This window comes from Methylobacterium sp. J-068, from assembly GCF_022829445.1.
Lineage (GTDB): Bacteria > Pseudomonadota > Alphaproteobacteria > Rhizobiales > Beijerinckiaceae > Methylobacterium.
The window spans coordinates 52,325-65,327 of sequence record NZ_JAKSXY010000073.1 but is presented as its reverse complement, the minus strand read 5'-3'; the positions used below and the strand labels follow the sequence as shown (position 1 = coordinate 65,327).

The 13,003-nt window shown below is 69.2% G+C and carries 12 protein-coding genes; 7 read left to right on the top strand and 5 right to left on the bottom strand.

What is annotated here, in order from left to right:
- Positions 1 to 16: 16 nt before the first annotated feature.
- Positions 17 to 916, top strand: coding sequence for a ParB/RepB/Spo0J family partition protein (locus tag MKK54_RS11360; RefSeq protein WP_244010947.1), 900 nt, complete (start codon positions 17 to 19; stop codon positions 914 to 916).
- Between the two features lie 37 nt (positions 917 to 953).
- Here the strand turns inward: MKK54_RS11360 and holA are convergent, their stop codons facing one another.
- From holA to leuS, 3 genes are all read right to left on the bottom strand, one after another.
- Positions 954 to 1,982 carry a DNA polymerase III subunit delta gene (gene holA, locus MKK54_RS11355; protein WP_244010899.1) on the bottom strand — a complete coding sequence of 343 codons (1,029 nt, stop codon included), beginning with the start codon at positions 1,980 to 1,982 and terminating at the stop codon, positions 954 to 956.
- Positions 1,983 to 2,007: 25 nt separating this feature from the next.
- Entirely contained in the window at positions 2,008 to 2,568 is a 561-nt protein-coding gene (gene lptE, locus MKK54_RS11350) for an LPS assembly lipoprotein LptE (RefSeq protein ID WP_409564162.1), read from the bottom strand.
- 141 nt (positions 2,569 to 2,709) lie between these two features.
- A complete protein-coding gene (leuS, locus tag MKK54_RS11345) occupies positions 2,710 to 5,316 on the bottom strand; it encodes a leucine--tRNA ligase (RefSeq protein ID WP_244010898.1) in 2,607 nt (868 codons plus the stop codon).
- Positions 5,317 to 5,572: 256 nt separating this feature from the next.
- Here leuS and MKK54_RS11340 point away from each other — a divergent pair, with 256 nt between their 5' ends.
- Positions 5,573 to 6,283 carry a YggS family pyridoxal phosphate-dependent enzyme gene (locus MKK54_RS11340; RefSeq protein WP_244010897.1) on the top strand — a complete coding sequence of 237 codons (711 nt, stop codon included), beginning with the start codon at positions 5,573 to 5,575 and terminating at the stop codon, positions 6,281 to 6,283.
- 3 nt (positions 6,284 to 6,286) lie between these two features.
- On the opposite strand, the gene MKK54_RS11335 is transcribed toward MKK54_RS11340, so the two are convergent.
- Positions 6,287 to 6,715, bottom strand: a complete 429-nt coding sequence (locus tag MKK54_RS11335; RefSeq protein ID WP_244010896.1) for a MarR family winged helix-turn-helix transcriptional regulator — start codon at positions 6,713 to 6,715, stop codon at positions 6,287 to 6,289.
- Positions 6,716 to 6,841: 126 nt separating this feature from the next.
- Here MKK54_RS11335 and MKK54_RS11330 point away from each other — a divergent pair, with 126 nt between their 5' ends.
- From MKK54_RS11330 to MKK54_RS11310, 5 genes are all read left to right on the top strand, one after another.
- Complete coding sequence (locus tag MKK54_RS11330) at positions 6,842 to 8,152, top strand: MFS transporter (RefSeq protein ID WP_244010895.1); 1,311 nt, start codon at positions 6,842 to 6,844, stop codon at positions 8,150 to 8,152.
- A gap of 327 nt (positions 8,153 to 8,479) precedes the next feature.
- A complete protein-coding gene (locus tag MKK54_RS11325; protein ID WP_244010894.1) occupies positions 8,480 to 9,202 on the top strand; it encodes an amino acid ABC transporter permease in 723 nt (240 codons plus the stop codon).
- 40 nt (positions 9,203 to 9,242) lie between these two features.
- Positions 9,243 to 9,935, top strand: coding sequence for an amino acid ABC transporter permease (locus MKK54_RS11320; RefSeq protein WP_244010893.1), 693 nt, complete (start codon positions 9,243 to 9,245; stop codon positions 9,933 to 9,935).
- Positions 9,936 to 10,043: 108 nt separating this feature from the next.
- Positions 10,044 to 10,772, top strand: coding sequence for an amino acid ABC transporter ATP-binding protein (locus MKK54_RS11315; RefSeq protein ID WP_244010943.1), 729 nt, complete (start codon positions 10,044 to 10,046; stop codon positions 10,770 to 10,772).
- Positions 10,773 to 10,987: 215 nt separating this feature from the next.
- Positions 10,988 to 11,485: a lipocalin-like domain-containing protein gene (locus MKK54_RS11310; protein WP_244010892.1), complete on the top strand. Its 498-nt coding sequence runs from the start codon at positions 10,988 to 10,990 to the stop codon at positions 11,483 to 11,485.
- Positions 11,486 to 11,505: 20 nt separating this feature from the next.
- Here the strand turns inward: MKK54_RS11310 and MKK54_RS11305 are convergent, their stop codons facing one another.
- Entirely contained in the window at positions 11,506 to 12,999 is a 1,494-nt protein-coding gene (locus tag MKK54_RS11305) for a carbohydrate porin (RefSeq protein ID WP_244010891.1), read from the bottom strand.
- Positions 13,000 to 13,003 lie beyond the last annotated feature (4 nt).

The window sequence follows — 13,003 nt, the reverse complement described above, 5'->3', positions numbered from 1 at the left end:
GTTGAAGCAGGTGGCGATGGCGGATGATGTGGTGCGGCCCCGGCTCGGGCGTGGCCTCGCGGCCCTGATCGGCGATTTCGGCGACGACAACGCGGAGGCGAGCAAACCTCAGGCGCAGCGCAAGGTTGCGGTCGAGTTCCTGCGCCCGAACCCGCGCAATCCGCGCCGGCGCTTCAACGAGGCCGATCTGGACGAGCTCTCGGCCTCGATCAAGCTGCGTGGCATCATCCAGCCCATCGTGGTTCGGGCGCTGGCTGGCGTTCCCGACACTTTCGAGATCGTGGCGGGCGAGCGGCGTTGGCGCGCAGCCCAGCGCGCTGGTCTCACAGACGTGCCGGTGGTCACCGTCGAGATCGACGACCGGACCTCGCTGGAATTCGCGATCCTCGAGAACGTCCAGCGTACGGATCTCAACGCCATCGAGGAAGCCGCCGGCTACGAGCGGTTGATGAGCGAGTTCCAGTACAGCCAGAGCGAACTCGCCGAGATCCTCGGCAAGAGCCGCAGCCACCTTGCCAACACCCTGCGCCTGCTTCAGCTCTCCCCCTCGATCCAGGATCGCGTGATTGCGGGTGAGATCACGGCGGGCCATGCCCGTGCGCTCCTGGCGGTGCGGGATGCCGAGGCCGTGGCGCGCCGGATCGTGGAGGAGGGGCTCTCCGTCCGCGAGGTCGAGGCGTTGGCCTCCGCCGAGGTACCGGAGGGGGATGGCCCCCGCCCCGGCCGGCCGCGCCGCGCCGCCGAGAAGGACGCCGAGATCCGCACCCTGGAGCAGGCCATGGCGCGCGCGCTCGGGGTCACCGTCGCGCTGAAATCGAAGGTGGCGGGCGCTGGCGAGATCCGTATCCGCTACGAGAACGCGGCCGAGCTCGATGGTCTGTGCCGCCGCTTCCGGGTGAGCCTGCCCGAGGCCTGATCCTGTCTCCGCTCGATCGAAGCGGAGACGGTCTCGCTCAGCGCCGCCGGGCGGCCTCGGTGGCGATGCGCAGCAGCGCGCTCGACGCATGCGCATGCGCCAGTTCCGGGTCTGCCCGGCGGCAGGCCAGCACCGAGTCCTGCAACAGCTGGACCGCGTGGCGCAGGGCCTGCGGGGACCAGCGTGAGAGCTGCGTTTCCACGAGGGCTTTGCGCCGGAAATGCAGCCCGCGCCAGTTCGCCACCATCTGCCCGGGGCTCTGGCCCTCACCGGCCACGCGCGTCGCCAGCAGGGTGAGAGCGTGGCGCAGGGCCGAGCCCAGCATCACCGAGGGGTCCATGCCCTCGTGGCGAAAGCGCCGGTAGTCGCGCTCGACCTCGCCGCTGCGTCCCGCGAAGGCGGCGTCGATCAGGGAGTTCAGGACGCTGCCGGCCACATCGCTGACGATCGCCTCGACGTCGTCGAGGCTGACCGCGCCCTGGTCACGGGCGTAGAGCGCGAGCTTCTCGATCTCCGACAGGCTGGCGCCCCGGTCGCCGCCGAGGCTCGCGGCCAGGACGTCGCGGGCATCGCGGGCGATGCGCAGGCCCTGCTCCCCAAGCGTTCGGTCGATGAGGTCGGCGAGCGCCCGGTCATCGTCGGGATAGCAGGGGAGGGCGAGCGCCTTCGGAGACTTCTCGCAGAGCGTGCGCAGCGGCGCGGACTTGCCGAGATCGCCCCCTTCCACGACGATGCGCGCGTTGGTGATCTCGGCCTTCAGCGCGGCCTCGATCGCGGGCGCGTAGTTGCGGCTGCCCGCGCGAACCCAGATGGTGCGGTTGCCTCCGAAGAGCCCGACCGTGCCGGCCTCGTCGACGAGGCGCCCCGGGTCCTGCGCCAGCACGTCGCCGTCGATCTTGACCATCGCGAACGGATCGCCGGGGTCCTGGACATAGGCTTCCGCCAGGGCCTTGGCCCGCTGGAAGACGAGCCCGGTATCGGGCCCGTAGACGAGCAGGATGGCGATGCGTGGATCGGGCCCGCGCCGGATCAGGGCGTCGACATCGCCGGCCTTGACCGCGGTCATGCTGCGCTTCCCAGAGCCGCTACCCTCAGGGCTTGGTCACCAGCACCGAGGCGATGCGCGTCTTGATCTGTTCCGCCAGGACCTTGGCGAGCCGGATCTCGGCGTCGCGCGCGGCGCGCAGGCTGGCGAAGCGCTGGATCGAGCGATCGTAGGTCGCCGTCGATGTGGCCACGCCCTCGCTGATGATCTTCGTTCCGCTCAAGTCCTCCAGCGCGTACTTGATCGTGCCCACGATCGTGCCCGCCTCGGCGCGCCCGGTCTGCGAGGACACGATCGGGGTCTGCACCGATTCGCTGCCCTGCATCTTGAGGCGGTAGCGCTTGGGCGCGGTCTGGCCCGAGCCGTCGAGATCGAAGATCAGCTCGCTGCGCAGGTAATGCCCCAGGCGCTCCTGCCCTTGCGCCATCAGCACGTCGTCGACCTGAACCGATGCCAGCAGGGCCGCCATCGGCTCGCCAGAGGCGGTGGGGCCGTAGAGTGGACGGAAGCAGGCGGAGAGGTTGAGCGCCAGCGCCGAGACCAGGGCCACGCGCGCCGCCCGGCGGACACGTTCGCCCGCTGCCACTCTCAATGCCAGACGCATCATGCCCGCCGCAATCCCGCTTGCTCGTACCGCCCGCTCTGTACGGCGAACCGAAGTCCGACGACAGCCCAATAAGTCCGGCGACAGCCTAATCCGCCTAAGCTTTACGATCCCTATCCGGCAGGATCATGGTGCAGTGCTGTCCTAGACGACGAGGTTCACGATCCGGCCCTGAACCACGATCACCTTCTTCGGCGCGCGCCCTTCCAGGGCCTTCTGAACCGCCTCGTCGGCCAGCACGAGGGCCTGCACCGCCGCAGTGTCGGCGCTGCGCGGAACGGTGACGTCCGCCCGCTTCTTGCCGTTGAGCTGAACCGGCAGCGTCACCTCGTCCTCGACCAGAAGGGCGCGCTCGACCGTCGGCCAGGCGGCCTGTGCGGCCAGACCCTCGCGCCCGAGGGCTTGCCAGCACTCCTCCGCGAGGTGGGGCATCATCGGAGCGATCAGTTGCGTCAGGATGCCGGCGGCTTCCGCCGCGACCATCGGGGAGACGCCACCGCGCAGGGCCTCGTCCAGGGCGTTGGCGAGGGTGTAGACATGCGCGACGCAACGGTTGAAGCGCAACCGCTCCACATCCTCCTCGACGGAGGCCAGGGCCTTGTGCGCGGCCTTGCGCAGGGCCGCATCCCCCGCGCTCGAACCGTCCTCGACGGCGACGGCCAGTGAGATGAGGCGCCAGACGCGCTGCACGAAGCGCGCGGCACCCTGCACGCCGTCCTCGGTCCAGATCACGTCGCGCTCGGGGGGCGAGTCGGAGAGCATGAACCAGCGCGCGGTATCGGCGCCGTAGCTCGCGATGATGTCGTCCGGATCGACGACGTTCTTCTTCGACTTCGACATCTTCTCGATGGCGCCGATCGTGATCGGCTCCGCCGTTTTCACGTGAAACGCCTCGCGCGTCCCGGACTCGGCCGCGATGCGGATGTCGGCAGGCGGCACCCAGGCGCCGGTCGCGTCCTTGTAGGTTTCGTGGACGACCATGCCTTGGGTGAAGAGGCCGTCGAACGGCTCGGACACGCCGGACCAGTCGGTGGCCTTCATCGCCCGCATGAAGAAGCGCGCGTAGAGCAGGTGCAGGATCGCGTGCTCGATGCCGCCGATATACTGGTCGACGGCGAGCCACTGATCGACCGCCGCGCGGTCGGTGGGCGCGTCCTGCAGCCAGGGCGCGGTGAAGCGCGCGTAGTACCAGGACGAGTCCACGAAGGTGTCCATGGTGTCAGTCTCGCGCCGCGCGGGTTGGCCGCAGGTGGGGCAGGGGACGTTGCGCCAGGCATGGTCGCGCTCCAGCGGGTTGCCGGGCACGTCGAACGACACCGTCTCGGGCAGCTTCACCGGCAGATCGGCCACCGGCACCGGCACGGGGCCGCAGGACTCGCAGTGGATGATCGGGATCGGGCAGCCCCAGTAGCGCTGGCGCGAGACGCCCCAGTCGCGCAGGCGGAACTGCACCTTGCGCTGCGCCACGGGCTCCCCGTCCAGGATCTCGGTCTCCAGGCGGTTGGCGACCGCGTGGAAGGCTTCCTGCGTGGTCATATCGTCGAGGAAGCGTGAGTTGATCATCCGGCCGTCGCCGTCATAGGCGCTGTCCGTGACGACGAAGCTCGCCGCGTCCTGGTCCTCCGGGCAGACCACGGGCGTGTTGCCCAGGCCGTACTTGTTGGAGAAGTCGAGGTCGCGCTGGTCGTGGGCCGGGCAGCCGAAGACGGCGCCGGTGCCGTACTCCATCAGCACGAAATTCGCGACGTAGACGGGCAGCAGCCAGGACGGGTCGAGGGGGTGGCGCACCTTGAGCCCGGTGTCGAACCCGAGCTTCTCGGCGGTGTCGATGGCGGCCTGGGCCGTGCCCGTGCGGCGGCATTCCTCGATGAAGGTCTGAAGCGCGGGCCGCGCGGGCGCGAGGGCGGCCGCGACGGGGTGATCGGCGGCGATGGCCAGGAACTTCGCGCCGAACAGGGTGTCGGGACGCGTGGTGTAGACCTTGATCTCCGGAGCCAGATCGGCCGGTGGCGCATCGATGGCGAAGCGGACCTCGAGCCCTTCCGAGCGGCCGATCCAGTTCTTCTGCATCACGCGAACTTTTTCCGGCCAGCGCTCCAGGCCGTCGAGTGCATCGAAAAGGTCCTGCGCGAAGTCGGTGATCTTGAAGAACCACTGGGTCAGTTCGCGCTGCTCGACGAGGGCGCCCGAGCGCCAGCCGCGCCCGTCGATGACCTGCTCGTTGGCGAGCACGGTGTGGTCGACGGGGTCCCAGTTCACCTTCGCGGTGCGGCGCGTCACCAGCCCCTTGTCGAGGAAGTCGAGGAACATGCGCTGCTGGTGCTTGTAGTAGTCGGGATCGCAGGTCGCGATCTCGCGGCTCCAGTCCAGCGACAGGCCCATGCTCTGCAACTGGCCCCGCATGGTGGCGATGTTGGCGTAGGTCCAGTCGCGCGGGTTGACCTTGCGCTCCATGGCGGCGTTCTCGGCCGGCAGGCCAAAGGCGTCCCAACCCATCGGGTGCAGCACGTTGAAGCCGCGCGCGCGCTTGTAGCGGGCCACCACGTCGCCCATCGCATAGTTGCGCACGTGGCCCATGTGGATGCGCCCCGACGGGTAGGGGAACATCTCCAGCACGTAGTATTTCGGGCGCGGATCGTCGTTGCGCGTGGCATAGATCCCGGCCGCGTCCCAGGCCTGCTGCCAGCGCGGCTCGGTCTCCTTGGCGTTGTAGCGCTCGGGGGCAGGGGGGCGGCTCGAAGGCGTGGTCATGGGGCGGGGCGCCGGGGTTCGCTAGGAGTGAGGGGCGGGCCGCGCGTGGGCGTGGGGCTCGCCGGGGGATTTGAGGGTCGGACTACCACGGCAAGGGGAGGGGTCAACACGGCTCCGGAGCAGGGCTGCTCCTGCCATGGCCGGCGCCTTGCGCGGGAGCCTAGCGCGGGAGCCTCGTGTTGGAGCCTCGTCTTGCCCCCCGCGTTCGGAATGGTAGTTCCGGGCCGAACCCACCGGCAGACCGATCCGAGGCACCATGGCCGACACATTTCCCGACGACGCTCCCGCCAACGCCGCCGACATCGTGGCGGGGCTGGAGGCGGTGCGCCACCAGATCGGCCAGGCGGCGGAGGATGCCGAGCGCGATCCGGCCTCGGTCGCCCTCGTGGCGGTGTCGAAGACGATTCCGGCCGAGGGCATCCTGCCGGCGCTGGAGGCCGGGCAGCGCCTGTTCGGTGAGAACTACGTGCAGGAATCGAAGGCCAAGTGGCCGGCGCTGCGTGAGCGCTATCCGGATGTCGAACTCCACCTCGTCGGTCCGCTGCAATCGAACAAGGCGCGGGAAGCCGTGGAGCTGTTCGACGTGATCCACGGCCTCGACCGGCTCTCCCTGGCGGCCGCCCTCGCCAAGGAGATCGAGCGGGTCGGGCGGACGCCGAAACTCCTGATCCAGGTGAACACCGGCGACGAGCCGCAGAAGGGCGGGGTCTCCCCGTCTCAGGTCGATACATTGCTCTCCGAGTGCCGCGAGACGCACGGCCTCGCGATCCAGGGGCTGATGTGCATCCCCCCCGCCGAGGCCCCGCCCTCGGCGCATTTCGCCCTGCTCGCCCGGATCGCGGAAGCCCACAACCTGCCGATCCTCTCGATGGGGATGAGTGCCGATTACCCGGCCGCGATCCAGATGGGCGCGACGCATGTCCGCGTCGGGACGGCGATCTTCGGTGCGCGCCCGCGCAAGGCGTGAGGCTCACACCGCCTGGACGACCCGCGCCAGGGCGTCGCAAAGCCGCGCCGCGTCCGCCGCGCCGTAGCGTGCCTCGAACGCCGTCTGCGCCGTGCGCCAGAGGGGCTCGGCCTCGGTGATGCGGCGGCGGCCCGCCTCGGTGAGGTCGAGGGCTCGCGTGCGCCCGTTCGGACCCGGGCCGACGGCCAGGAGACCGTCGCGCTCCAGGGGCTTCAGCGCCCGGCCCATCGTGGTGCGATCCATCGCCATCGCGTCGGCGAACCCGTTGATCGAGATCGGTCCGAGCCGTCGCAGGCCCACCAGCATCGAATATTGCGACGTGCGCAGGCCCGCCGGGGCGAGATGCCGGTCGTAGAACTGCGTCACCTGCCGGGCGCCCTGGCGGATCGCGTTGCAGTGGCAGGTGACGGATCGGGGTGAGAGCTCGGCCACGGAACACTCCGGCGCTGCATCGGGCCAATTCTTGGGTTTGTCCTATCTTGGGCTTGTCTTACACGTGCATATGCGCCTATTCAAGCGAGGGCGTCGGCGGAACGCGGCGCCTCGGAGCGAATCGGCATGGCCATGCACTCCACCCTTCGCCTGTCCGACGCGGTCGCGGCCGGCCTCGCTCGCCGGGGCATCCATTACGGCTGGGCCGTCGCCGCCACGACCTTCCTGACGATGCTGGTGACGGCGGGCGCGGTCGGCGCGCCCGGCGTGCTGATCCTGCCGCTCCAGCGGGAATTCGGCTGGGACACGGCGACGATCGGCTCGGCCCTGGCCGTCCGCCTCGTCCTGTTCGGCCTGATGGGCCCCTTCGCCGCCGCCCTGATGAACCGCTACGGCCCGCGCCGGATCGTGCTCCTCGCCCTCGCACTGATCGCGAGCGGCCTCCTGGCGTCCCTCGGGATGACCGAAGTCTGGCAGCTCGTGCTGCTCTGGGGCGTGGTGGTCGGCATCGGCACGGGGCTCACGGCCCTGGTCCTCGGCGCCACCGTGGCGACGCGCTGGTTCTCGCACCGGCGCGGCCTCGTCGTCGGGCTGCTCACCGCGAGCTCGGCCACGGGCCAGCTCGTCGTACTGCCCCTGCTCGCCGCGCTCACCGAGGCCCTGGGCTGGCGCGCCGCGCTCCTGGTCATCTGCGGGCTTCTCCTCACGGCGGCTCTGGCCGTGCTCGCGCTGATGCGTGACCGGCCGGAGGATCTCGGACTGGTGCCTTACGGCGAGACGGCGCCGGCCTCCGCTCGGAGCGTGCCGGGCCCGAGTGCCGGCGGTGCGATCGCGGCTCTGCGAGAGGCCGCCGGCACGCGGGTGTTCTGGGTGCTGTTCGCCACCTTCTTCATCTGCGGCGCCAGCACCAACGGGCTGATCCAGACCCACTTCATCCCGCTCTGCGCCGATTACGGCATCGGCCCGGTCCAGGGCGCCAGCGTGCTCGCCATGATGGGCGTGTTCGACTTCGTCGGCACGGTCGCCTCGGGCTGGCTCTCGGACCGCTACGACAACCGCTGGCTCCTGTTCTGGTACTACGGCCTGCGCGGCCTCTCGCTGATGTTCCTGCCGTTCTCGGACTTCTCCTTCGTCGGCCTGTCGCTGTTCGCTGTGTTCTACGGCCTCGACTGGATCGCCACGGTGCCGCCGACCGTGCGCCTGACGGCGGCGCGGTTCGGGCGCGAGCGTGCCAACCTCGTCTTCGGCTGGGTCTTTGCCGGGCACCAGCTGGGTGCGGCCGCCATCGCCTACGGCGCCGGGCTCTCCCGCACGGCCCTGTCGAGCTACCTGCCGGCCTTCTTCGCCGCCGGGGCGCTCTGCCTCGCGGCCGCCCTGCTGATCCTCAGTCTCGGCCGGCCCGCCGCGAAGCCCGCCGCGGTGCCGGCCCGCGCCTGACGCGTCACGACGTCCTCCGGGCCGGACAAGCGCAGGCTCTGGTCCGGATGATGCTAGGCGGGCGCCACAGATGCCTCGCCCCCGCGCCGATTCTTCTCGACCGATTGCCGACGACGCCTCCGCTTCCGGCGGAGCGCGCGTCGTCGCGCGTGTCGAGCCCAAATCTGCCTCGAAAAGCGGCAAACCTTGGGAAATGTCAGTGCGCGATGGCGGCGTGGGCTCCGAAGCCCTGGACCTTCTGGTCAAGGTCTCGGCACTGTCCGACACAGCACCGCCACATTCCGCGGGCGCCCGCCCGTACGCCCGACGACAGGGGACCAGGACGCGATGAATTACAACTGGAACTGGGGCATCTTCTTCGAAGCGTCCCCGGAAGGCACCGGCACCTACGCGGACATGCTGCTCTCCGGCCTGCTCTGGACGGTGGTGACGGCACTCTGCGCCTGGGTGATCGCGTTCTTCCTCGGCTCCCTCATCGGCGTCATGCGCACGCTGCCCTCGAAGCCCGCCAACGCCATCGGCACGGCCTATGTCGAGCTGTTCCGCAACATCCCGCTGCTGGTGCAGATGTTCCTCTGGTACTTCGTCCTGCCGGAAGTACTGCCCGAGTCCTGGGGCGGCTGGATCAAGCAACTGCCCAACGCGCCCTTCTACACGGCGGTGGTGTGCCTCGGCTTCTTCACGGCCTCCCGCGTCGCCGAGCAGGTCCGCGCCGGTATCCAGGCCCTGCCGCGCGGACAGAAGAACGCCGGCACCGCCATGGGCCTGACCGTGAGCCAGACCTACCGCTACGTGCTGCTGCCCAACGCCTACCGGATGATCCTGCCGCCGCTCACCTCGGAATTCCTGAACAACCTCAAGAACACCTCCGTGGCGCTGACCATCGGCCTGCTCGAACTCACCGCGCGGGCCCGCGCCATGCAGGAATTCTCGTTCCAGGTCTTCGAGGCCTTCACCGCCGCCACGATCCTCTACGTCCTCATCAACATCGTGGTGATCTTCACCTCCGGCTGGATCGAGCGCCGCGTCGCCGTACCGGGCCACCGCTGAGGGGCCATCCTTCGCGTCTCCGTTTCAAGGATAGCTCCCGATGCTCTCGAATTTCGATTTCTCCGTCATCACCTCCGCGCTGCCGTACCTCTTCCTCGACGGCATGCGCTTCACCCTGACGCTGACGGCGCTCGCCGCCTTCGGCGGCATCGTGCTCGGCACCCTCATCGCCATGATGCGGCTCTCCAGCCTGCCGGTGATCCCGCTGGTGGCCAAGGGCTACGTCAACCTGATGCGGTCGCTGCCCCTCGTGCTGGTGATCTTCTGGTTCTACTTCCTGGTGCCCTATCTCGGGCAGTGGGTGACCGGCGCCGACCGGCCGATGAGCGTGGGCGCCTTCACCTCGTCGCTCGTGACCTTCACGCTGTTCGAGGCGGCCTACTTCTCCGAGATCATGCGCGCCGGCATCCAGTCGATCCCCAAGGGGCAGGCGGCGGCCGCTTCCGCTCTCGGCCTGACCTACTTCGCCTCGATGCGCAGCGTGATCCTGCCCCAGGTCTTCCGCAACATGACGCCGATCCTGCTGACCCAGACCATCGTGCTGTTCCAGGACACCTCGCTGGTCTACGTGCTCTCGATCACCGACTTCCTGGGCGCGGCCTCCAAGATCGCCCAGCGCGACGGCCGCCTCGTCGAAATGTACCTGTTCGCGGCCGTGGTCTACTTCGCGGTCTGCTTCGTCGCCTCCATGGCCGTGCGCCACCTGCAGAAGAAGATCGCCATCATTCGCTGACGCCGGACATCCCCCTTGTCGTGACGTCGCCGCCGCATCCGATCCGAGGATTCCTTACCCATGACCACGTCGCTGAACACCGCGCAGGCCCCCGAGACCACGGGCCCCATGATCACGATGAAGTCCGTCAGCAAATGGTACGGCGACTTCCAGGTCCTCACCGACTGCACCACCGCCGTGAACCGGGGCGAGGTGGTGGTGGTGTGCGGGCCGTCAGGCTCGGGCAAGTCGACCCTGATCAAGTGTGTCAACGCCCTCGAACCCTTCCAGAAGGGTGAGATCGTGGTCGACGGCACGCCCGTCCACGACAAGAAGACCAACCTGCCGAAGCTGCGCGCCCGCGTCGGCATGGTGTTCCAGCACTTCGAGCTGTTCCCGCACCTGTCGATCACCGACAACCTGACGCTCGCTCAGACCAAGGTGCTCAAGCGCGATACGGACACGGCCCTCAAGACCGGCCTGGCGCTGCTCGACCGGGTCGGCCTCTCGGCGCACGCCAAGAAGTTTCCGGGCCAGCTCTCCGGCGGCCAGCAGCAGCGCGTGGCCATCGCCCGCGCCCTCGCCATGAACCCGGTGGTGATGCTGTTCGACGAGCCGACCTCGGCCCTCGACCCCGAGATGGTCGGCGAGGTGCTCGACGTCATGGTCCAGCTCGCCCGCGAGGGCATGACCATGATGTGCGTGACCCACGAGATGGGCTTTGCCCGCAAGGTCGCCAACCGCGTCATCTTCATGGACAAGGGCGAGATCGTCGAAGACGCCACGAAGGACGATTTCTTCGGCAATGCCCGCTCCGAGCGCGCGCAGAACTTCCTGTCCAAGATCCTCGTCCACTGAGCCGACAGGCCCGATCGCTCCCGAGAGCCGGTTCCGGTGAGACGGAACCGGCTCTCTGTCGTTGCGGGACCCGTCTCAGCGCTCCGATCCGGCTCCCCCGATCCTGGAAACGCCCTATGCCTGTCGGGCCGAGACAATCGGCGGGCGGGCGCCCGGACCCCATCCCGCGGCGGGCAGGGACGGTGCGGCACGCACCTTCAGGGAGAGACACGGATATGCGGACGCGCACGACGACGATCCTGGCCACCCTCGCCACGGCCGGCCTGCTCTCAGGGCCGGCCCGGGCCGAGACGCCGGCCAGCCTGAAGGGGCTGTGGAAGCTGGTCTCCTACGAGGTCGAGGTCCGCGCGGACGGCAAGAAGCAGCCGGTGATGGGCGAGCACCCCACCGGCTACGCCTATTTCACCCCGGAGAACCGGGTCTTCTTCCTGCTCACGGGGGAGGGGCGCAAGCCCGCCGAGACCGATGCCGAGCGGGCCGCGCTGATGAAGACGCTCGTCTCCTACACCGGCAAGGTCACCCTCGAGGGGGACCGCTGGACCGCGAAGCTCGACGCGGCCTGGGACCCGAAATGGGTCGGCACCGAGCAGACCCGCACCTTCGCCTTCGAGGGAGACCGCCTGCGCGTCCTCACCCCCTGGCGCGTGATGCCGAACTGGGCCGACCAGGGCGAGACCCGCAGCATCGTCACCTTCGAGCGCACGACGGATTAGCGGGATCGCACGGTAAAGCCCTACTGCCCCGGCCCCTTCGCCAGCCCCGCCAGCGTGAACAGGTCCACCGAGAGCTTGGCGCCGATGACGAAGGCGTCGGGGATGTTCTTGCGGTAATAGGGAAAGCGGGTCTGGTCCGGGTTGATGATGTACTGGAGGTTCGGCGTCAGCCGCACCGAGGGCGCGACCTGGATGCCGTAGTTCAGCTCCATCATGATCTGCTGGCGCGGGATGGTCCGGTCTATCCCGAGGCCGTTCTGCGCCAGCACGATGTTCGAGAGCGCCAGGGGCGAGAACTTCTGGGTGTTGATCACGAAGCCCACCGTGTCGAAGGGCCGGCCCGCGAAGGTGCCGGTCTGCAGCGCGCCGATCTCCAGGAAGTAATCCTCCACGAGGCGCCCCGAGGTGCCCGCCATGGCGACGCCGAACAGGGTCAGGCCCTGGATGCCGGCGGGGTCGGGCCGCCAGACCATCTGGTCGAAGCGGGCATAGACGCCCGAGCGCCCGAAGCGGGTGGCGGGCGCGAGCCCCGTCAGCACCGAGCGCCCTCCCGTGACGTCGCGCACCGGGTCGGCGTAGTCGGAGGCGTCGTACCAGCCGCCGATGCCGTAGTTCCGGGGCAGGGGATCGTTGGCGAAGGTGGTGGAGTAACCGAGCTCGAACGGCAGGATCGCGCCGGTGGCGCCCCGCGTCGAGAAGTCGAGGCCGTTGTCGCCGAGCTGCTGGTGGCGCGGGTTCACCTCGTACACGCCCGCATGGACGAAGACCCGGTCGGTGAGCCAGGCCTTGGCGTGCGCGCCCCAGCTCGAGACCGGCCAGAACGTGAAGTTCGAGGTCTTGAACACGAAGGTCGGGTTGCCGCAGGCGGAGTTGGATTGGAAGTTGCAGTAGACCGGCGAATTCAGGAAGGCGATGTTCGCCACCAGCCGGCCGAACTCGACGATCAGACGATCGTCGAACAGCTTCTGTTCGTAGCTGAGCAGGGTGAGCCGGGTCGTCTGACCGCCGCCGAAGATCTCCTGCACCGAGGTGTTGTTGCCGATGTACCGGTCGGCGAGGCTGTTGCCGTGCCGGTTCGTCACCGCGATGTGCAGCGCGCCGCCCTGGATGCCGGCGAGGCGGTTCAGGTCGGCGTCGATGCCGAAGAACACCTGTCCCGCATAGGCGCCGCCCTGGCGGATGCCGCCGATGGGGTTGGCCGCCGCCTGACCCGTGTAGTTGGCGAGCAGGCTAAGGCCGTTGCCGAGGTCGAACGTGCCGGCCGGCAGGGTCGGGGGCGTCGCGGTCTGGCCCAGCGTGTCGGCGGCCCCCGCCGCGCTGTCGGCCCCGGCAAAGCCCTGCCCGTCGGGCGGCGTCGCCCGGCGCTGGGGCCGCCGCAGGGCCGGGCGCTGCACCGTCTCCGGCACGCCGAGGCCGGTCTCGGCCGCGCCGGTCGCCTGCGCCCAGGCGTCCGGTGCGAGTGCCAGCGTCGCCAGGCCGAGGCCGGTCGCGGCCGCTCTCAAAGTCTTGCCCATCTGT